The following is a 21,051-nucleotide window of genomic DNA, read 5'->3' on the forward strand; positions in this document are numbered from 1 at the left end:
ATTAAAACAGTGGGATGGGGACTTATTTGATTTGTTAAATTAAGATTATCCGAACTTTCGCATATTACTCAGATCGGAAAAATCAATCATTTTGATTTCTTCAACGTTGCCGGTTGAGCCCATTGGGCAAACGGCGTAGTTTCGCGTCTCATTTCCTATAGTAAGTTTTACCACATAATGCCATATGGACCATGATGGAGAGCCAACCGGATAATCACCAAAGCAATAATGAATATCATCAAATCCACCGACTAATTCAGCGAACTCACCGAGAACTGACGGTGATGTGCTAGAGTTCCAACGGTAAGTTACAAAAAATGGCTCATTGGGATCTGCTGCCAGATCGACTGTATGATCGTTATATCTGGTTAAATATTTAAAGCGGCCTGGTTCTCTGAGGTAGGCACTTATAGCGTCCATCTTTTCAAAAGGAGTCATATCAGCAGTTGTAGTTTTGTTAATAATGTCAATCATCCATGCGTTTTTGGCCTGTTTATAATCCAGAACATTTAATGTCACTGTATTTGCAACCGTATAACCTGATAATGAATATTCCCTGAATTCTACAGTGTTGGTTCCTGCTTCGAAAAATATCGCGTATTTGATATAACCGCCTTTTACTTTCTCTAATGAAGTAGTTCCTGAGTCATTGTTTTCTAAAGGAATATCATCAAAGAAACGAGATGAACCACTTCTGTATGCGCTGGTCCGCGAGTCATTTCCATTAAAAATCAAGGAAAAAGAGTTCGGATCCGGATTGTCTGTCTTTATAAAAAAAGGTTTGGGACAACCGGTGTAAATATCTGCCTTCTGTTTGTCCAGACCATAAATTTCATATGTATATTTAGCTGGTGCAGTTCCTTCTTTATCGTGTGCAGGCAGATCAGCTTTGGGAATCGGTGTGGGTGTAGGAACCGGTGTGGATGTAGGCGTTGGTGTAGGTGTAGGGGTAGGGGTTGCACTTTGGTGGGTACTGTTTGTCTTTTTGTTTGTTGTGCAATGGCCTGTAGAAGACCATTTGGAATAATATTTTTTTCCTTTAACAGTCATGTAAGTGCGGGTTTGCATATAATATGTAGTCCCGGCACGGAGGCCATTGAGAAAAATTGTGTTGTTTTTGTTACCTTTGACTGTTATAGTTTTGGCATTTTTTAGTTTTGAATTAGTGGCATAGCGCAGCTGGTAACCACTGGTCTGGGAGGTTTGTCTTTTTATTACTACAGTTGTAGCTGCTGTTTTTGCATAGATATTCATGATCTGGGCTTTCGGCGGTAAAATGACAAACTGTTTTTTAGCAGTACCGGTATAAGTGCCTTTTCCAATAATCTGAACCGTGTAAGTTCCTACTTTTTTGCAGCCTTTAGAGTACTTTACAATATAGTTTTTCTTTTCCTTCAAGACTTTTCCTTTATAAGTTACTCTTACTTTGGGACGCTGTACCTTTTTATTATAGGTAAGCTTTGTGGCTGATAATTTAATCCTGGTATTTTTCACATTTACCTTTGCTGCGGCAAATACCTGGCTTGAACTGCAAAACAGAAGCAGTAAAATAATGAGGCAGAGGTGAATCTGCCGGTGTAGATGATGATTTTTTTTCATGGCTTTTTACTCCTTTTATATGATAAGTTTATTGGGTTTTATAAAAATATAACTATTTATGACCAGACCGTAGCAGCCATTTCTGGTCAATCTTTTTTACCTCATCATCTGCAAAACGGATATGCAGCCGGACGGAATTGGACAGCTGTACGATTTCCTCTACAGTGCCTTCTCCGAATTTGGGATGAGTTACCATATCGTTTACCTGGAATTTTATTTCGCTATGTTTGGCGCTTTTGTAGGCCTGTTCACGGCGGTAGGTGTCCCGGATGGGAACTGTCTTGTCGTGAATAGGGTTTTTCAGAGCTTTGTCATAATCGTGCTTCAGAAGGCTTTCTCCGATTCTATAATAGGGAGTAGGCGCGGCGCCCACAAGAGAACAGCAGTATTTCCAGGCGCTCCCGTGTTTCCCGGCTTGCCAGTTGTACTGCGCCGGTATTTTCATATTGTACTGCATATAATGGGCGTATTCGTGCTTATAAAGATCCAGGCGATCCTCTTTGGAAAGAGGCTTCTTTACGGCATAACCAATAAACAGAAGGGAAAAATAGAAGCCTTCCTTTTCATGAGAAGAAGCAGGTGTATAAGAGCCAAGTACAGCCTCATCGTAACCAAAGCGGATAGGCACAGAAGCTCCCCGAAGCCCAAACCTGCGGTCAAGAGTCTGGAACAAAGCGCGGATCTGAGCTTCGTGGATGGTAGCTTCATTATCAAGAAGTTTACGGATAGATGGGTCAATATTCATGCAGTTACTCCTTTAAAAATTATTAACTGGAAAAAATACATGCCAAGTTTTATGGCGTTTGACTTGAAAACTCCCACTGACAGATCGCGAAGCGACTGCGTTCATGAGCAAGTAGCGAAGCGGACATTCCAGGTCCGCTTCGCTGATAGATAAAAAAAATAGATGCTGCAATCTGCAACATCTATAATAGCGAGAGGGGGATTCGAACCCTCGACACCGCGGGTATGAACCGCGTGCTCTAGCCAACTGAGCTATCTCGCCATATTCAATTAAAAAAACTTTTGCTGAAAAGTCTGTGCGTATAAAAGACTATCAGCAAAGTAGCGAGAGGGGGATTCGAACCCTCGACACCGCGGGTATGAACCGCGTGCTCTAGCCAACTGAGCTATCTCGCCATATTCAATTAAAAAAACTTTTGCTGAAAAGTCTGTGCGTATAAAAGACTATCAGCAAAGTAGCGAGAGGGGGATTCGAACCCTCGACACCGCGGGTATGAACCGCGTGCTCTAGCCAACTGAGCTATCTCGCCATATTCATTTCATAAGTATGGGGCCTACAGGGCTCGAACCTGTGACCCTCTGCTTGTAAGGCAGATGCTCTCCCAGCTGAGCTAAGACCCCATATACAAACTGTGAAGTATCTTCTCTTCCGCAGCTCGCTTTGCTATTATACTATTAACTGTCGCAAATTGTCAACAACTTTTTTAAATTTTTTCAAAAAAATTTAGAATTATATTTTTTTACTATTTTATTGGAAAAAAAGAAAACTAGAGCCTGTTTGCAAAATCTCCCGCAAAGTGGGGCGTGCAGATTGCAGAAAGCCTTTCTCAAACATGCTCTGGAAACAGAAATTTTTATTTTGGGTCCTTATTTGCAAAAAGCGGAAAACAATTTGGCAAGTAAGGTTCTTTCCAAAATGAGAATTGGTGTTATACTGAGTCTGTAAACAAGAAGAACAAACAAAAGCATACCGGATACCTGCAAGAAGAAAAAGAACGGACGCAGCGTATTCGTATGGTCTCATAAGAAAGGGCTTACAAACTCGCTCTGAGATCATAATTGCGATCAGCTGACAATTGTTTTTCCTATTAGGAAACGTCAGTTGGCGATACGAAAAATAGAAGAGGAGAAGATGGTATGAAGATTTTAGATTCCAAATTTATGAAGGGCTTTATCAAAATGGCAGACGATGGTTTCCAGCAGGGCTGGCATGAGAGAAATGGCGGAAACTTAAGCTATCGTCTGAAAGCAGAAGAAGTAGAAATGATCCGTCCCCGTCTGAATGCACCAGGTGAGTGGCAGCCTATCGGCACAGAGGTGCCGGGACTTGCAGGAGAGTTTTTCCTAGTAACCGGAAGCGGCAAATATTTCAGAAACATAGCAGTTGACCCGGAAGCATGTCTTGCAATCATTGAACTGGATGACAAGGGTGTTAATTACAGGATCCGCTGGGGACTGGTAGAAGGCGGCCGCCCAACCAGCGAGCTTCCAACCCACCTTATGAATCATGAGGTAAAAAAGAAGCTTACAAACGGCAGACATCGTGTTATTTATCACGCACATACAACCAACACCATCGCATTAACCTTTGTCCTTCCACTGGATGACAAGGTATTTACAAGAGAGCTGTGGGAGTCTGCAACAGAATGCCCGGTTGTTTTCCCAGATGGCGTAGGCGTTGTAGGCTGGATGGTACCAGGCGGAAGAGAAATTGCAGTAAAAACAGCGGAGCTGATGAAGAAATATGACGTTGTTATCTGGGCACATCATGGAATGTTCTGCTCCGGTGAGGACTTTGACCTGACCTTTGGCCTTCTCCATACAGTAGAGAAGTCCGCGGAAATCCTGGTGAAGGTAATGTCCATGGCACCGCGTAAGCTTCAGACCATTACTCCTGATGATTTCCGCGCAGTAGCCAAAGACTTTCATGTTACTTTACCGGAAGAATTTCTTTATGAAAAAGAGCAGTAAGTAAATTAATATAATAATGTGAGATCTGTCTGTGATGAGAAAATTCACAGGCAGATTTTTTACGTTAGAGGAAATCAATTTTAATAAATGTTTATAAAATATGAAAAAATTGCTTGACAATTCATTGCCCGTATGCTATTTTAAATAAAAATTCAATTCAACGAACTAAACCGATGAAGCGGGAATAAAAACAATCGTGCACCCACAGAGAGTCCGGGAGGCTGAGAGCCGGGCGGTAAGGCAGTTTGTTAAATGGGCCGCTGAGGGCGCATGGAAAGGCAGAATGAGTGCAGAAGAAATGCAGACATATCTGATTGAAGCATGAAAGAAGATTCTGCAGAAGCCAAGTATTATGCGACGTAGGACATACGTCAGTTGTCAGGAATATGATGGTATTCCGTTAAGAGCACGATTTTATCGTGAAGCAAGGTGGCACCGCGGGTGAATATTCAGACCCGTCCTTGACAGATATGGAAATTCTGTCCTGGACGGGTTTTTTGTGTACTAGAAAATTACTCCGTAATGTTCCTGTTACACCTAAAAACGCTCTGCGAGGATGCGGCGCGTGCACTGTTCAGGAAATAAATCGGGAGGTGTTCTATGTATCCAACATTTGATAAAATCAGGGAAATGGCAACAGGAGATTACAAAAGAATTCCAATCTGCAAAGAGTTATACGCAGACAGCTACACACCAGTAGAGATGATGCGGATTCTGCAAAAGGCGAGTCATCACTGCTATCTGCTGGAAAGCGCCAGCCAGAGCGAAGCGTGGGGCAGGTATTCTTTTCTGGGATATGACCCTTCCATGGAAATCACCTGTACAGACGGAATCCTGCGAATTCGAAAAACCAGTAAGACGGAAACTTTTGGTAGAAGCGGCAATGCTGCAGAAAGCAGTACAGAAAGCAGTACAGAAGAGGTTCGACAGGTTGCCCATCCAGGCGATGCCATCCGTGAAATCATCAGTCAGTACAAAAGTCCGGTTATGGACGATATGCCCACATTTACCGGCGGTCTGGTAGGTTACTTCTCCTACGACTACATCAAATACAGTGAGCCCAAGCTGGAACTAAAAGATAAGGAACAGCAGGATTTTCGGGATCTGGATCTGATGCTGTTTAATGATGTGATCGCATTCGACCACTACCGTCAGAAGGTTTTTCTTATTACAGGTGTGATGACAGATGATCTGGAAAAGTCCTATAAACAGGCCTGTGAAAAACTGGAAGAAATGACAGAGCTGATCAAAAAGGGTGAGAAAAAAATCTTTCCTCCGATCAGGCTTAAATCTGAAATCCAGCCTCAGTTCGTTAAAGAAAAATATTGCCAGATGGTGGAAACGGCGAAGCATTATATCCACGAGGGCGATATTTTCCAGGTGGTTTTGTCAAACCCCATGAGGGCAAAAGCAGAGGGCAGCCTGTTTGATACTTACCGTGTTCTGAGAGCTACCAACCCATCCCCCTACATGTTCTATTTTTCCAGTGATGACATTGAAATCGCAGGTGCCTCCCCGGAGACACTGGTGAAATTAGAGCATGGCAAGTTAAGCACTTTCCCACTGGCAGGAACAAGGCCGCGAGGAAAAACACCGGAAGAGGACAAAGCCCTGGAAGCAGATCTTCTTCAGGATGAAAAAGAGCTTGCCGAGCACAACATGCTTGTAGATCTGGGAAGAAACGATATTGGAAAAATCAGTGAGCTTGGCAGCGTAAAAGTGGAAAAATACCTGACTGTGGAACGTTATTCCTGTGTCATGCACCTGGGCTCCACAGTAACAGGAACTATCAAAAAGGGCAAAGATGCCATAGACGCAGTGGATGCCATCTTACCTGCAGGAACCCTTTCAGGGGCACCGAAATTCCGTGCCTGCCAGATCATTCAGGAACTGGAACAAAGCAAGAGAGGCATTTACGGCGGTGCAATCGGATATGTGGATTTCACAGGAAATCTGGATGTGTGCATTGCAATCCGTCTGGTATATAAGAAAAAAGATGAAATCTGTATCCGGTCGGGAGCCGGAATCGTGGCAGACAGCGTACCGGAAAAAGAATTTGAAGAGTGCCAGAATAAGGCAAGAGCGGTGGTAAGGGCCATCAGCCAGGCAGAGGAGGGATTAGAATGATTTTACTGATTGATAATTACGACAGCTTTTCCTATAACCTGTATCAGCTGATCGGGTCCGTTAATCCGGATATTCAGGTGGTTCGAAATGACGAAATTTCCCTGGGAGAAATAGAGAAGCTGGCACCGGAAGCAATTGTTCTTTCCCCGGGTCCTGGAAGACCGGAGGAGGCAGGCATCTGTATTCCGGTGATCAAAGAGTTCGCTGGAAAAATCCCAATTCTGGGTGTGTGTCTGGGACATCAGAGCATCTGCGAAGCCTTTGGCGGAGTGGTTTCCTATGCAAAAGAACTGAAGCATGGGAAAAGAGATGAGATGATCCAGTGCGGTTCCAATGTCCTGTTTAAGGGACTCCCGAAAAAGTTCCCGGCAGCAAGATATCATTCCCTGGCAGCAATAGAAGAGACTCTTCCGGAGGAGCTGGTTGTGACAGCCAGAGCAGAAGATGGAGAAATCATGGCAGTGGAGCATAAGGAATATCCGGTTTATGGTGTACAGTTTCATCCTGAGTCTGTTATGACTCCCGATGGAAGGAAGATGATTGAGAATTTTCTAGAGCGTGTTTGAAAAAGGCTTTCTGCAAGATGTGCGTCACAATTTGTGGGAGATTTTGTCCGGATGAGGGCGCCGTAGCGGGCTACGGCAACCGAATTCGGGCAAAATCTCCCGCAAAGTGGGGCGTGCAGATTGCGGGAATGATTTTTCAAACACGCTCTGGAAGCGCAAGTCAGATTTGACAATTTATAAAGGACAACATCAGAGAGGAGCAGAAAAAATGATCAGAGAAAGTATTATCAAATTATCGAAGAAACAGAACTTAACCTATCAGGAAGCAGAAGAGGTAATGGACGAGATTATGAGCGGAAAAGCTACTCCGGTACAAATGTCAGCCTATCTGACTGCTCTGGCATTGAAAGGGGAAACTATTGATGAGATTACCGCTTCCGCGGCAGGCATGAGAGCACACTGCATCAAGCTGCTTCATAACATGGATGTACTGGAAATCGTAGGTACTGGTGGAGACGGCTCCAATTCCTTTAACATTTCCACTACTGCCTCCCTTGTGATCGCAGCAGGAGGTGTACCGGTAGCAAAGCATGGAAACAGAGCTGCTTCTTCAAAATCAGGAGCCGCAGATGTGCTGGAAGCTCTGGGCGTTAAGATCACAATTCCACCGGAAAAAAGCCAGGAGCTTTTGGAAAAAATCGGAATCTGCTTCCTGTTTGCCCAGAACTATCACATTGCAATGAAGTATGTGGCTCCAATCCGTAAAGAGCTGGGAATCCGTACTGTATTTAATATTCTTGGACCGTTAAGCAACCCGGCTGGCGCCAATATGGAGCTGATGGGTGTTTATGATGAAGCCCTTGTTGAGCCTCTTGCGCAGGTTATGGCAAATCTTGGAGTAACAAGAGGAATGGTTGTCTTTGGACAGGACAGTCTGGATGAAATTTCCATGAGTGCACCGACTTCTGTATGTGAGATCAAAGATGGCAAATTTACATCCTATGTACTCACTCCGGAGCAGTTTGACTATGAGCGCTGCACAAAAGAGGAGCTTCAGGGAGGAACCCCGCAGGAGAACGCCGAAATCACAAAAGCAATTCTGGAAGGCAAAGAGACAGGTGCGAAACGTCATGCAGTTTGCCTGAATGCTGGTGCCGCACTTTATATTGCAGGCAAAGCAGCTTCCATTGAAGAAGGTGTGAAGATGGCAGAGCAGCTGATCGACAGCGGGGCTGCCCTGAAGAAACTGGAAGAATTTATACAAAAGAGTAATCAAGAGTGAAAAATAAACACAAATAATAACAAAAATAACAATAATCACATCACAAAACAAAATAGCACTGAAAAAAATAACAATATAACTCATTTGGATAAAGATGACGACAAGAGAGAATGACATCACAGAGAGTTTTACAGGAGATAGAATGAGTATTTTAAACGAGATAGCAGCGCGCACAAAAGAGCGTATTGCGGAGGAAAAATTTAAATTCCCATTAAGGGAACTTATCTCACAGCAGAATTCCGATCTGGCGAAACATGCCGAGGAAAAAATCTCTTTTCTGGAGGCATTAAAAAAGCCGGGAATGTCTTACATCTGTGAAGTAAAAAAAGCGTCTCCTTCAAAAGGATTGATCGCACCAGATTTTCCTTATCTGGACATTGCAAAGGAATATGAGCAGGCCGGTGCTTCTGCAATCTCCTGTCTCACAGAGCCCTTTTATTTCCAGGGCGCAGACAGGTATTTGCAGGAAATTTCCCAGGCAGTGAATATTCCGGTGCTTCGAAAGGATTTTACAGTAGATGAGTACATGCTCTACCAGGCAAAAGCATTTGGGGCTTCCGCTGTACTTCTGATTTGTGCGATTCTTGATAACAGCCAGTTAAAAGCCTTTGGGGAACTGGCACAGGAGCTGGGGCTGGATGCTCTGGTAGAAGCTCATGATCAGTGGGAAGTGGACCGTGCTTTGAATCTTGGAGCAAAAATCGTGGGAGTGAACAACCGGAATCTCCATGATTTTACCGTTGATATGGGAAACAGTATCAGACTGCGGAACATGGCACCTGCTGATACGGTGTTTGTTTCCGAAAGTGGTATTAAGACAGCGGAGGATATCCGTATATTATATGAAAACAAAGTAGATGCAGTCCTGATCGGGGAGACCTTAATGCGCAGCCCTGACAAGAAAGCGGCACTTGGGGCATTAAATGCAGGGATTGTCTGAGCTGACTCATGGTGATAAGTGATATTCCATGCACGCTCTGGCAATCTAAGATGTACAATGTGCTGATAAAATAGTTGGAAAATAAAAAATTAAAGAAAAGGAACGAAACAGTATGGCAAAATTAAAAATTTGCGGTCTGACCTGCAAAGAGGATATTGAAGCCGTAAATGGAGCAAAACCGGATTTTGCGGGATTCATAATTGAAGTTCCAGGAAGAAGACGAAGCCTTACGGCAGAACAGGTCAAAGTCCTGGTTAAGGGACTGGACAAGGAAATCCTTCCCGTAGGTGTATTCGTAAACGCTGCCCCGGAACTCCCCATTTCCTTATTAAGAGATGGCACCCTATGGGCAGCCCAGCTTCACGGGGATGAAGACGAAGACTACATCGAAAAAATCCAGAATATGACTGGAAAGCCTGTCATCAAGGCCTTTTCCATAAAAACACCCGAAGATGTACAGCGGGCCCTTCGAAGCCCTGCCGACTACATCCTCTTAGACCAGGGCGCAGGAGGAACCGGCGAACCTTTCGACTGGACCCTGGTTCCCCCAGTCCGTCGCCCATTCTTCCTTGCCGGAGGAATCGGTCCCGAAAACCTCCGCAGCGCCATCGGAACCTTACACCCATGGGCTGTAGACCTGAGCAGCAGCCTGGAAACCGATGGAAGAAAAGACCGGGCGAAAATACAGCAGATTGCCCGTATGCTGAAGCAGATTAATACACTGGAAGCATACAGAAAAGAGCGAGAAGCAGATTTAGAGTGAAAAAAGTAATTCATATACAAAACAGCGAAACGAAAGGAACCAACACTATGTCAAACGGAAGATTTGGAATCCACGGCGGCCAGTATATCCCCGAAACCCTGATGAACGCGGTGATCGAACTGGAAGAAGCATACAACCACTATAAAGACGACCCGGAATTCAACCGGGAGCTTACAGAACTTTTAAATGAATATGCAGGAAGACCATCCCGCCTCTACTACGCAGCTCACATGACCGAAGACCTTGGCGGCGCAAAGGTTTATCTAAAAAGAGAAGACTTAAACCACACCGGCGCCCACAAGATCAACAACGTCTTAGGTCAGGTGCTTCTTGCCAAAAAAATGGGCAAAACCCGTGTCATCGCGGAAACTGGAGCAGGACAGCATGGTGTAGCCACAGCCACAGCAGCAGCCCTTATGGGAATGGAATGCGAGGTATTCATGGGAAAAGAAGACACCGAGCGCCAGGCATTAAATGTATATAAGATGTGTCTCCTTGGAGCAAAAGTTCATCCTGTAACCTCCGGAACTGCCACCCTGAAAGATGCCGTATCCGAGACCATGCGTGAATGGACCAACCGTATAGCAGATACCCATTATGTACTGGGCTCCGTTATGGGCCCTCACCCTTTCCCAACCATTGTCCGCGATTTCCAGGCAGTTATCTCCAAAGAAATCAAAGAACAGATGCTGGAAAAAGAAGGCAGGCTTCCAGATGCAGTCCTTGCCTGTGTAGGCGGCGGTTCCAATGCCATCGGAACCTTTTACCACTTTATTGAAGACAAAGATGTACAGCTGATCGGCTGCGAGGCAGCAGGCCGTGGCGTAAATACTGCAGAGACCGCAGCCACCATTGCCACTGGCAGACTTGGAATCTTCCATGGAATGAAATCCTATTTCTGCCAGGACGAGTACGGACAGATCGCGCCGGTTTACTCTATTTCCGCAGGACTGGATTATCCGGGAATCGGACCGGAGCATGCCCACCTTTACGACACTGGTCGTGCCCAGTATGTACCTGTAACAGATGAAGAAGCAGTAGAAGCCTTTGAATATCTTTCCAAAACAGAAGGAATCATTCCTGCCATTGAAAGCGCCCACGCTGTTGCCTATGCAAGAAAAATCGTGCCCCAGATGGGCAAGGATCAGTGCGTAGTCATTACCATTTCCGGCAGGGGTGACAAAGACTGTGCAGCAATCGCAAGATACAGAGGGGAGGATATCCATGAGTAACCGAATTTCAGAAGCATTTGCAAAAGGAAAAGCATTTATCCCATTTATCACCTGCGGAGATCCATCTCTGGAGATCACCGAGCAGCTTGTCTATGCAATGGAGGAAGCAGGCGCAGACCTTATTGAGCTTGGAATCCCGTTTTCCGACCCGACAGCAGAAGGTCCTGTGATCCAGGAAGCCAATGTGCGTGCACTGAGCGGCGGAGTAACCACAGACAAGATCTTTGACATGGTGGTAAAAATCCGTAAAAAAACCAGTATCCCAATGGTATTTATGACTTACGCAAACGTTGTTTTTTCCTATGGAACAGAGCGTTTCATCAGGAAAGCAGCAGAAATTGGAATGGATGGACTGATTCTTCCTGATGTACCTTTTGAGGAAAAAGAGGAGTTCGACGTGGTCTGCAAACAGTATGGTCTGGAGCTGATTTCCTTGATTGCCCCCACATCCCACGATCGGATCACCCGGATTGCAAAAGAGGCAAATGGCTTCGTATACTGCGTTTCCTCCCTTGGCGTAACCGGAACCAGAACCCAGATCACCACCGATATAGGAGCAATGGTGAAGCTGGTAAAAGCTGCAAAGGACATTCCCTGTGCAGTAGGCTTCGGCATCTCCACCCCGGAGCAGGCAAAGAAAATGGCTGCCCAGTCTGACGGTGCGATTGTAGGCTCCGCCATTGTGAAAATTTGTGCCGCACATGGAGAAAACTGCGTCCCATATGTAAAGGATTATGTAAAGTCTATGAAAGACGCTGTGCGTGAGGCTTAAGCAGGAAGAATATAAAAAATGGAAAAGAAATGCTTCAGTTTTTCCAAAAATAAGCAGAACAGACCAAAAAAATTTAGCTTGTTTTAATTCTAAAAAGACTATAAAAGAGGGCAAAAGCGTTGACATTTTGCCCTCTTTTTTTTATAGTATCATATGTGAATTAATTTTATGTGTAAAATAAATGGTAATGAAAAAGAGGAATGAAGTTGGAGAAAAAACTGGTATTTATTTTTAATCCCAAAGCAGGGAAGGGCAAGATCAAGACATCTCTGATGGATATAGTAGATATCTTTAATAAAGGCGGTTATGAGGTGATCATCCGCGCAACTCAGGCCCCGAAGGATGCCTATGAACAGGTGAAGAAATATGCAGACAAGGTGGATCTGATCGTCTGCAGCGGCGGTGACGGCACGCTGGATGAAGTGGTTACAGGAATTACCGAGGTGGGAAGCAAGGTTCCGGTCGGATACATACCGGCAGGAAGCACCAATGACTTTGCCAACAGCCTTTTTATGCCGAAAAATATGCTGGATGCGGCATCTATGATCATGAAGGAAGAGATTTACAGATGCGACGTAGGCAGATTTAACAGCCAGACTTTTGCCTATGTAGCTGCTTTTGGTCTTTTTACAGATGTGTCTTATGAGACAAGTCAGGATCTGAAGAACATTCTGGGTCATCTTGCTTATGTCCTGGAAGGTGCCAAGAGACTTCTGGATATCAAGGCTTACCATATGAAAGTGACAACAGAGAATGGTGTGATCGAAGATAATTTTATCTACGGCATGGTCACCAATTCCAGATCTGTGGGCGGATTTAAGAACCTGACCAAGGATGTGGATATGAACGACGGCCTTTTTGAGGTCACTTTGATCGTACAGCCTAAGAACCCGCTGGAAATGCAGGAGATTGTCCGGAATCTTCTCAACATGGAGGACAATTCTGACCTGATCTATTCTTTCAAGGCCCGGAAGCTTACAGTAGAAGCAGAGGAAGAAGTAGCATGGACACTGGATGGTGAGTACGGCGGAAGCCCAAGGCTGGTAGAGATTGAGAATCTGCAGCAGGCACTGAATCTTTGCCTGAAGAGCGACAAGTAAACAGGGTGAGACCGGCTGGTATCATCAGAGAGAATTTTTGCGCGTTTTTTGCCTTGCACCTGTGAAAGCATTAAGTGCTTACATGTGAAAAAATAAGAACCAGTAATGTGTGATGAATCGTTGTTTATGGAGAGAAGGTACCGCAGATAAATGGCAGCCTGGGGAAATAAGCAGCGAGATGAACGAGAGGAGAGGAACAATGGGAGATTATGTTAATGTGAAGGAATTATTCGGATGTGATGTATTCAATGATTCCGTCATGCAGGACCGTCTGCCGAAGAAGGTTTACAAAGAACTGAAGAAAACCATTGAAGAGGGCAAGGAGCTTTCCATGGAGGTTGCAGATGTGGTTGCCCACGAGATGAAGGAATGGGCCATCGAGAAGGGTGCCACTCATTACAGTCACTGGTTTCAGCCCCTTACAGGCGTAACTGCAGAGAAGCACGATGCATTTATCACCGCACCTATGGAGAATGGAAAAGTCCTTCAGAGCTTTTCTGGTAAAGAGCTGATCAAGGGAGAGCCGGATGCATCTTCTTTTCCATCTGGCGGACTTCGTGCCACCTTTGAGGCAAGAGGCTATACAACATGGGATTGTACCTCACCGGCTTTTGTAAGACATGATGCAGCAGGTGGAACCTTATGCATTCCTACCGCTTTCTGTTCCTATACAGGAGAAGCGCTGGATCAGAAGACACCGCTTCTTCGTTCTATGGAAGCCATCAATACACAGGCGTTAAGACTTCTCAGACTTTTCGGAAATACGACCTCCAAACGGGTGACACCATCTGTTGGTGCAGAGCAGGAGTATTTCCTTGTTGATAAAGAGAAATATATGCAGAGAAAGGATCTGGTTTACACCGGACGCACTCTTTTCGGAGCCATGCCTCCGAAAGGACAGGAGATGGATGACCATTATTTCGGAACCATCCGTCAGAGAGTTTCCGCATATATGAAAGAAGTAAATGAAGAGTGCTGGAAGCTGGGAGTTACAGCCAAGACCCAGCACAATGAGGTTGCACCGGCACAGCATGAGCTTGCGCCGATCTATGCACCTGTTAATATTGCAGCAGATCACAACCAGATCATGATGCGTATCCTGAAAAAGGTGGCAAGCCGTCACGGCATGCGCTGTCTGCTTCACGAGAAACCTTTTGCAGGCTTGAATGGTTCCGGTAAGCACAATAACTGGTCCCTGACTACTGATGACGGAATTAATCTTCTGGAGCCGGGTAAGACACCACATGAGAACATTCAGTTCCTTCTGGTTCTGACCTGTATCCTGAAAGCAGTTGACAAGCATGCAGATCTTCTTCGTGAGTCCGCAGCAGATGTTGGAAATGACAAGCGCCTTGGCGGTCATGAGGCTCCGCCAGCTGTTATTTCGGTTTTCCTTGGAGAGCAGCTTGAGGATGTGCTGGAGCAGCTGATCAGCACTGGTACTGCTACAAGAAGTAAGACCGGGGAGAAAATGGATACAGGCGTTAAGACGCTTCCGGATTTCATGAAGGATGCTACAGACCGTAACCGTACTTCACCCTTTGCTTTTACCGGCAATAAATTCGAGTTTCGTATGGTTGGTTCCAAGGATTCCATTTCCGCATGCAATGTGGTGCTGAATACCATTACTGCTGAGGCGTTTAAGGAAGCCTGCGATGTTCTGGAGAGCGCAGAAGACTTTGATCTGGCAGTCCATGATCTGATCAAGGAATATGCTACCAAGCATCAGAGAATCGTATTTAACGGCAATGGCTATGCTCCTGAATGGGAAAAAGAGGCACGCCGCCGCGGACTTCCTGTTCTGCCATCTATGGTAGATGCCATTCCGGCACTTACTACAGATAAGGCTGTAGAACTGTTCGGAGAATTTGGAGTATTTACAAAGACTGAGCTGGAGTCCAGAGCGGAGATCCAGTATGAGATTTATGCGAAAGCAATTAACATCGAAGCGAAAACCATGGTGGACATGGCAACCAAGCAGATCATTCCGGCAGTTATCAAGTATACAACTGTACTGGCAGAGTCCATCAATCAGGTGAAGGCAGTTGGACCAATTGACGTGAGCGTTCAGATGGATCTTCTGAAGAAAGCAAGCAAGCTTCTGAAAGAAGTGAACAGTACCATGAATAAGCTGAGCAAGCTGGTAGATCAGATCGAGACGCATCCGGAAGGACGTGACAGGGCAGTGTTCTGCAGAGAGAAACTGGTTCCGGCAATGGAGAAATTAAGAGAGCCGGTTGACGAACTGGAAATGTTAGTGGATAAAGATATGTGGCCGATGCCATCTTATGGAGATCTGGTGTTTGAGCCGTAAAGTGATCAGGAGGACTGTAGCCGCAGTCCTCTTTTCTATTAAAGAGATAAAGTGAAAGCAGGAAAAAGATGAGTGAATTTGATTTTTTAGAGGAACAAGGCGTCAGTGCGGCGCTTATTAAGGCGGCGGAAGAGTTTCGACAGGAATATGGTGTTTCAGAGGAAGCGAAGCACAGACGGATAAAGCCGGCGCTGCCATTTTATGGGAAGGAAACATTGGAGATGGCCATGGCAGCGGTGCTGGAGCAGGAGAATCTGCTTCTGGCAGGACCGAAGGCTACGGGAAAGAATGTGCTGGCAGAGAATCTGGCATATATTTTCGGGAGACCGGTGTATAACGTGTCCTTCCATGTGAATACAAACAGCGGTGACCTGATTGGAACAGATACTTTCGTGGATAATCAGGTGAAGCTGCGTAAGGGAAGTATTTACCAGTGCGCAGAGGAAGGCGGATTCGGTATTCTGGATGAGATCAATATGGCGAAGAATGATGCGGTTTCTGTACTTCACGCCACATTGGATTACCGCCGGTCCATTGATGTGCCAGGATATGACAAAATAGACCTTCACCCGGCGGCAAGATTTATTGGAACCATGAATTACGGGTATGCCGGAACCAAGGAGCTGAATGAGGCTCTGGTTTCCCGTTTCCTGGTGATCGACATGCCGGCGCAGAATGAGGAAACGCTTGGTTTTATTTTCAACAGGATGTTCCCTGATGCAAAGAAAGAGGCTGTGGAGCAGTTTATGGGAGTATTTCTGGATCTGCAGCAGAAATCCATGAACAGTGAAATTTCCACAAAGCCGTTGGATCTTCGCGGCCTGCTTGCTGCCATGAAGATCGTGCGTACCGGGCTTTCCCCATGGCAGGCGGTACGCATGGGCATTGTGAATAAAACATTTGATGTGTTTGAGAAGGAAATCGTGGAGGATGTGGTGCGAACCAGAATTCCACAGGGCTGGACCCGGGAAGATGTTTATGGAGAATAAAGAAAACGAATCTTTAAAAATTTCTGCCAAATTGGTTGATCTTGAAGATGCAGAGGAATTTTTGAAGAAATCAGCTATTGGGAAAGAAAAAATTAAAATTGCAGCTGGGGATAAGAAATCAGAAAAAGTTTCAATGGAAGTACCTGTAGCGGAGAAAAGCGAAAATTTTCAGGCAAGAGAGGATAACTGTGAAGAACTGAATCTCCAGGATTATCAATTAGAGCTGGAAAACCGTATCCGAAATCTGCTCTGGACCATCAGTGGGGACTACACCCAGCAGATGAAGCCGGATGTTTCCCTGTTCCTCAGGTCAAAGGATATTGCATTGTATGATGGAATCAAGCAGGGCGCATTGGCGAAATTCTTCGATAAAGATTTTCTGGGAATGTATCTGGTGAAAAAAATCTTCATGGGCGCGGATGAAGCTGCGCTTACCTTTGTTTCGCAGCTCTGTATTGAAGAAGCCATCGGAGAACGGATCTGTGAACAGCGCCCTGGGATCTGGGAGATGCAGAGGAAAGCCTGCGAGGACATACTGGATCAGGAATATGAGACTATGCCGTCGGCAGCAGATAAGCTGGGCTATCTGAGAGTGAATCTGCTGAGAAGGCGGATTGACAGAGGTGGAAATACTTCTTTGAAAAAGAAGAATCTGCAGGATGATTCCAGAAGTGAGGAAAAATCGGCGGATAGTGTGGAAAATACGGATGTATCCAATGGAATAATAACAGGAAATGCGGATGTATCGAATGGGAGAATAGCAGGAAATGCAGATGCATCAAACAAAACTATAACAAATATAACAGAAAACAAACAAAAAAATAGAAAATACAAAGGAATCTATCACTATATTGATTTAATCTCCAGCGCAGCAGAGACTACGGATACAATGTCTTTAATCCGCATCATAGATACTGTATACAATGAAGTCGCTGACCCTGATTTTTCCAAAAAGGCAACACTTGAGCAGGTGCTTGCTGTCACTATGGAGGATCTGACGGAGTTCGACTGGCATGACTATCTTTCCGAAGAAATGTATGAGGACGCACTGGAAAGCTATATGGAGCAGCTTACCTCCAATGTGGCGGGCATGGAGAATGCGGATGTCACTCGGGAGATGGAAGAGGAACGGCAGTCGAAACAGAAAATTACAGTTCTGCCTCAGGAGGCTTTGGAAAAAGCCCACACCTATGTAGAGCTGAATTTTGGAAAAACGTATCTGAGCGAGCTGGAAGAGAAGCGGATGAACCAGCTGATGTGCCGTGACATCCACAGCGACTGTAGCCTGTATTTTACTGAGGGGATTCTGAAAAGTCCGGTAAAACGAAATTACCAGTATGAATATGCAAAAAGGTTGAAAAATAAGAATATCTGGCTTTATCATGACAAACACCGCATTGTGAAGCGGAATATCGCCCTACTCACAGAAATGCTGAAAAAGTCACTGGTCATCAAAAGTGAAAATCAGGAGATTCTTTCAGACAGAGGAATGATTGTTCCATCAAGGCTGTGGCGGCTTGGAAGAAGCAGTGATGCACAGGTTTTTAAGCGGGAATTGAAGGGAGATTCTTCTGATTTTGTGGTAGATGTGCTGATCGATGCCAGTGGTTCCCAGATGAGCCGCCAGGGCGAGGTAGCGCTGCAGGCCTACATTATCAGCGAGGCACTTAGCAATGCAGAGCTGCCCCACAGAGTGATGAGCTACTGCACTTTCTGGGACTATACCATTCTCCATCGCTTCAGAGAATATGACGACCCAAGAAGTGCAAATGAAAATATATTTAACTATGTAACATCATCCAACAACCGTGACGGACTTGCCATCCGGGCAGCAGGATACGGCCTGCTGAACCGGGAGGAAGAGAAAAAGATTCTGATCATTCTCAGTGATGGACGTCCTTACGATGTTATTGTCAATCGTCCCAATGCGAAGAATCCGGCACCGTATCATGGGAAGTACGCAATTACTGACACTGCAGCCCAGATCCGTAAGCTGCGCAGCCAGGGAGTGAGCGTGCTGGGTGTTTTCGCCGGGGAAGAGAAAGATCTGGCGACGGAGAAGAAGATTTTTGGAAAGGATTTTGCATATATCCGGAATATTACCGGATTTTCCAAAATCGTTGGAAGATATCTTACAAAGCAATTGGAGGATGATGAATAAGAAAGCAGAATACGGAGGTAACGCCATGTTCCAAAATAACAAAAAAGCTGCCTTCCTGGACTACCTGATGATCATTGTGGGTACAGCCCTTATGGCAACTGCCATAAACAGTGTTTTCGATATGTCCGGTATGGTAACCGGAGGCTTTTCCGGTATTGCGATCCTGGTAAAAGAGTGGACGGAGGGAGTCGTGCCGGGAGGCATCCCACTGTGGATCACAAACTTAAGTCTGAATATCCCGCTGTTTCTGATCGGAATGAAGCTCAGTGGATTCCAGTTTGTGAAAAGGGCACTGGTGGGAGAAATCTGCCTGTCATTCTGGCTGGCGGTTCTTCCGGCATTTGATATTGCAGGAAATGATCTTTTGCTGGCAGCCGTTTATGGTGGTGTAATCCAGGGGATTGGAATCGGACTTGTGTTTCTGGGAAGAGGAACTACCGGGGGCACAGACATGATGGCGGCACTGCTGCAGCGGAAGCTCCGTCATTACTCCATTGCCCAGATCATGCAGTTTATTGACGGAGCCATTGTACTTGTGGGTATGTATGTGTTCGGCGTGCAGAAAGCACTTTATGCCATCATCGCCGTTTATCTTGTAACAAAGGTATCTGACAGCTTGATCGAAGGTCTGAAATTTTCAAAACAGGCGTATATCATTACCAGCAAGCCTGACGAGATTTCCAAAGAAATCATGGACAAACTGGATCGTGGCGTGACCGGAATCCACGGAAAGGGAATGTACTCCGGCCAGGACAAGCTGCTTCTTTACTGCGTTGTGGGACGCAAGGAGATCGTGGCATTGAAAGAGCTGGTAGACCATATTGACCCGGATGCTTTTGTGATCGTGTCTGACGTGCGTGAAGTCCATGGTGAGGGATTTATTGAACGTAAGTAAAAAGAAAAACTTTACCAAAGCCTTTTGTGCACCGCAAAAAGGGGAAAAATAGGGCTTGAAATTGGAGTGATATAGAAAAAGTTAAAAAAAATTGCTGGAAATTTGTAAATTTTTTCTACTTTCCTCTTCCTTTTTTGGTGATTTTGTATTAAAATAGGTTCATAGATTTTTGGAATCAGTAGATTTTCCTAAGACTGTCTGAGGTTTTGTGCAATATTACAGATTTGAGACCGCGAATTTTGGCACTAATGGACAGCGATTCATGCCGGTTATACCGGCGAACATATAATGTTACTGCTCTCTTTGACGATGTTTTCACTATCCTGGAATACATTGACAGCTGTGAGACCAGTAGCCCTATAATTTACAAGAAGGGACGGAAGGGTAATGATATCAAATCAGGTACTGCAGAATACACTTGAGGGGCTCAGGGAGATATCCAGGACGGAGTTTTGCATTATTGACACAGATGGCAAGACACTGGCGTCCACCTACAGTGAATTTGAGATTCAGCCACAGGATATTCAGGCATTTGTGGAATCCCAGGCTGCCAGCCAGCTTGTGAAAGGTTATCAGTATTTCAAGGTCTGTGATGATTACCAGCTGGAATACATTCTGGTCGCCCACGGAGAAGATGAAGATACTTATATGGTAGGAAAGCTTGCCGCTTTCCAGATCCAGAGCCTGATCGTTGCATATAAGGAGCGTTTTGACAAGGACAGCTTCATTAAGAACCTGCTTCTTGATAACCTGCTTCTGGTAGATATTTATAATCGTGCGAAGAAGCTTCATATTGATGCGGATGTTCGACGGGTGGTTATGATCCTGGAGCTTGAGCAGGAGAGAGAGCACAGCTCCATGGAGAGCGTGAAGAGTCTGTTCGGCGGCAAGAGCAAGGACTTTATCACAGCTGTTGATGAGAAGAGTATTATCATTGTCAAGGAGCTTGAGGAGAATGAAGGATACGAGGAGATGGACAAGCTTGCCCAGACCATCCTTGATACCTTAGGCCTTGAGAAAGAGAATAATACACATATTGCATATGGAACTATCGTAAGCGAGCTGAAGGAAGTTTCCCGTTCCTACAAGGAAGCCAGAATGGCTCTTGATGTAGGCAAGATTTTCTCACCTGAGAAGGATGTTATTGCTTACAGCTCTCTTGGAATTGGTCGTCTGATCTATCAGCTTCCGATCCCGCTGTGCAAGATGTTTATTAAGGAGATCTTTGGCGGCAAGTCCCCGGATGATTTCGACGAGGAGACTCTGGTCACCATCGACAAGTTTTTCGAGAACAGCCTGAATGTATCCGAGACCTCCAGACAGCTTTACATTCACCGTAATACTCTGGTTTATCGTCTGGACAAGCTTCAGAAGAGCACCGGTCTTGACCTTCGTGTATTCGAGGATGCGATCACATTCAAGATTGCGCTGATGGTTGTAAGATACATGAAGTATATGGAGACTCTGGAGTATTAATTTTCATATCTGTAATTTCTGTGCCTGCTGCATTTGTTTGTGGCAGGCATATTTTATCTCTTGTGATTTATCAGTATGAGAACTCTGAACGTGGTATTTGGAAATATTTCTGGATCTGCTTTGTGTTTCCTTTGTGAAATCTATTGCGTTCTTAGTTTTCTCTGTTATAATAAAGTACTG

The 21,051-nt window shown here is 45.2% G+C and carries 18 protein-coding genes, 4 tRNA genes and 1 pseudogene; 16 read left to right on the top strand and 7 right to left on the bottom strand.

Annotated elements, in window-relative coordinates; genetic code table 11:
* Positions 1-45: 45 nt before the first annotated feature.
* The 6 genes from ABHC48_RS06065 to ABHC48_RS06090 form a co-directional block, all read right to left on the bottom strand.
* The gene (locus tag ABHC48_RS06065; RefSeq protein WP_195699080.1) at positions 46-1,599 is read right to left on the bottom strand and encodes a hypothetical protein; all 1,554 of its coding nucleotides are present in this window, start codon (positions 1,597-1,599) and stop codon (positions 46-48) included.
* A gap of 52 nt (positions 1,600-1,651) precedes the next feature.
* Positions 1,652-2,344: a hypothetical protein gene (locus tag ABHC48_RS06070; protein ID WP_195699038.1), complete on the bottom strand. Its 693-nt coding sequence runs from the start codon at positions 2,342-2,344 to the stop codon at positions 1,652-1,654.
* A 187-nt stretch (positions 2,345-2,531) separates the two neighbouring features.
* Positions 2,532-2,605, bottom strand: a tRNA-Met gene (locus ABHC48_RS06075).
* Positions 2,606-2,665: 60 nt separating this feature from the next.
* Positions 2,666-2,739 (bottom strand) — tRNA-Met (locus ABHC48_RS06080).
* A gap of 60 nt (positions 2,740-2,799) precedes the next feature.
* Positions 2,800-2,873 (bottom strand) — tRNA-Met (locus ABHC48_RS06085).
* A gap of 18 nt (positions 2,874-2,891) precedes the next feature.
* A tRNA-Val gene (locus ABHC48_RS06090) sits at positions 2,892-2,964 on the bottom strand.
* A 516-nt stretch (positions 2,965-3,480) separates the two neighbouring features.
* Between ABHC48_RS06090 and rhaD the strand changes: the two genes are divergently transcribed.
* The 4 genes from rhaD (at position 3,481) to ABHC48_RS06110 (ending at position 7,007) form a co-directional block, all read left to right on the top strand.
* A complete protein-coding gene (gene rhaD, locus ABHC48_RS06095) occupies positions 3,481-4,314 on the top strand; it encodes a rhamnulose-1-phosphate aldolase (RefSeq protein ID WP_118578371.1) in 834 nt (277 codons plus the stop codon).
* A 196-nt stretch (positions 4,315-4,510) separates the two neighbouring features.
* A complete protein-coding gene (locus ABHC48_RS06100) occupies positions 4,511-4,639 on the top strand; it encodes a hypothetical protein (protein WP_272066912.1) in 129 nt (42 codons plus the stop codon).
* 275 nt (positions 4,640-4,914) lie between these two features.
* Positions 4,915-6,441, top strand: coding sequence for an anthranilate synthase component I (trpE, locus tag ABHC48_RS06105; protein WP_195699037.1), 1,527 nt, complete (start codon positions 4,915-4,917; stop codon positions 6,439-6,441).
* Entirely contained in the window at positions 6,438-7,007 is a 570-nt protein-coding gene (locus tag ABHC48_RS06110) for an aminodeoxychorismate/anthranilate synthase component II (RefSeq protein WP_118578370.1), read from the top strand. Before trpE ends, ABHC48_RS06110 begins: the two co-directional genes overlap by 4 nt.
* On the opposite strand, the pseudogene ABHC48_RS06115 reads toward ABHC48_RS06110, so the two are convergent.
* Positions 6,941-7,087: pseudogene (locus ABHC48_RS06115) on the bottom strand (DUF6783 domain-containing protein); the annotation flags it as partial. The gene ABHC48_RS06110 and the pseudogene ABHC48_RS06115 overlap by 67 nt on opposite strands.
* Between ABHC48_RS06115 and ABHC48_RS06120 the strand changes: the two are divergent.
* The 12 genes from ABHC48_RS06120 (at position 7,025) to ABHC48_RS06175 (ending at position 20,871) form a co-directional block, all read left to right on the top strand.
* A complete protein-coding gene (locus ABHC48_RS06120) occupies positions 7,025-7,177 on the top strand; it encodes a DUF6783 domain-containing protein (protein WP_319017267.1) in 153 nt (50 codons plus the stop codon). The pseudogene ABHC48_RS06115 and the gene ABHC48_RS06120 sit on opposite strands and share 63 nt — an antisense overlap.
* Before the next feature lie 38 nt (positions 7,178-7,215).
* The gene (gene trpD, locus ABHC48_RS06125) at positions 7,216-8,229 is read left to right on the top strand and encodes an anthranilate phosphoribosyltransferase (RefSeq protein ID WP_195699036.1); all 1,014 of its coding nucleotides are present in this window, start codon (positions 7,216-7,218) and stop codon (positions 8,227-8,229) included.
* A 142-nt stretch (positions 8,230-8,371) separates the two neighbouring features.
* Complete coding sequence (gene trpC / locus ABHC48_RS06130; protein ID WP_195699035.1) at positions 8,372-9,169, top strand: indole-3-glycerol phosphate synthase TrpC; 798 nt, start codon at positions 8,372-8,374, stop codon at positions 9,167-9,169.
* A 112-nt stretch (positions 9,170-9,281) separates the two neighbouring features.
* Complete coding sequence (locus ABHC48_RS06135) at positions 9,282-9,932, top strand: phosphoribosylanthranilate isomerase (RefSeq protein ID WP_173718792.1); 651 nt, start codon at positions 9,282-9,284, stop codon at positions 9,930-9,932.
* Positions 9,933-9,979: 47 nt separating this feature from the next.
* A complete protein-coding gene (gene trpB, locus ABHC48_RS06140; protein ID WP_195699076.1) occupies positions 9,980-11,164 on the top strand; it encodes a tryptophan synthase subunit beta in 1,185 nt (394 codons plus the stop codon).
* Positions 11,157-11,936, top strand: coding sequence for a tryptophan synthase subunit alpha (gene trpA, locus ABHC48_RS06145; protein ID WP_118578364.1), 780 nt, complete (start codon positions 11,157-11,159; stop codon positions 11,934-11,936). The genes trpB and trpA overlap by 8 nt, the downstream gene beginning before the upstream one ends.
* 206 nt (positions 11,937-12,142) lie before the next feature.
* A complete protein-coding gene (locus tag ABHC48_RS06150; RefSeq protein ID WP_118578363.1) occupies positions 12,143-13,036 on the top strand; it encodes a diacylglycerol kinase family protein in 894 nt (297 codons plus the stop codon).
* A gap of 199 nt (positions 13,037-13,235) precedes the next feature.
* Entirely contained in the window at positions 13,236-15,350 is a 2,115-nt protein-coding gene (locus ABHC48_RS06155; RefSeq protein ID WP_195699034.1) for a glutamine synthetase III, read from the top strand.
* Positions 15,351-15,418: 68 nt separating this feature from the next.
* Positions 15,419-16,339 (top strand): MoxR family ATPase, encoded by a 921-nt coding sequence (locus tag ABHC48_RS06160; RefSeq protein ID WP_118578362.1) that lies wholly within the window; start codon positions 15,419-15,421, stop codon positions 16,337-16,339.
* On the top strand, positions 16,329-18,500 hold the full coding sequence (locus tag ABHC48_RS06165; protein ID WP_243284462.1) for a nitric oxide reductase activation protein: 2,172 nt from the start codon (positions 16,329-16,331) through the stop codon (positions 18,498-18,500). The genes ABHC48_RS06160 and ABHC48_RS06165 overlap by 11 nt, the downstream gene beginning before the upstream one ends.
* A gap of 25 nt (positions 18,501-18,525) precedes the next feature.
* On the top strand, positions 18,526-19,395 hold the full coding sequence (locus tag ABHC48_RS06170; RefSeq protein WP_118578378.1) for a YitT family protein: 870 nt from the start codon (positions 18,526-18,528) through the stop codon (positions 19,393-19,395).
* A gap of 387 nt (positions 19,396-19,782) precedes the next feature.
* A complete protein-coding gene (locus ABHC48_RS06175) occupies positions 19,783-20,871 on the top strand; it encodes a helix-turn-helix domain-containing protein (protein WP_118578361.1) in 1,089 nt (362 codons plus the stop codon).
* Positions 20,872-21,051 lie beyond the last annotated feature (180 nt).

This window comes from Ruminococcus sp. 1001136sp1, assembly GCF_039841815.1.
In the GTDB taxonomy this organism is placed as follows: domain Bacteria; phylum Bacillota; class Clostridia; order Lachnospirales; family Lachnospiraceae; genus Blautia_A; species Blautia_A faecis.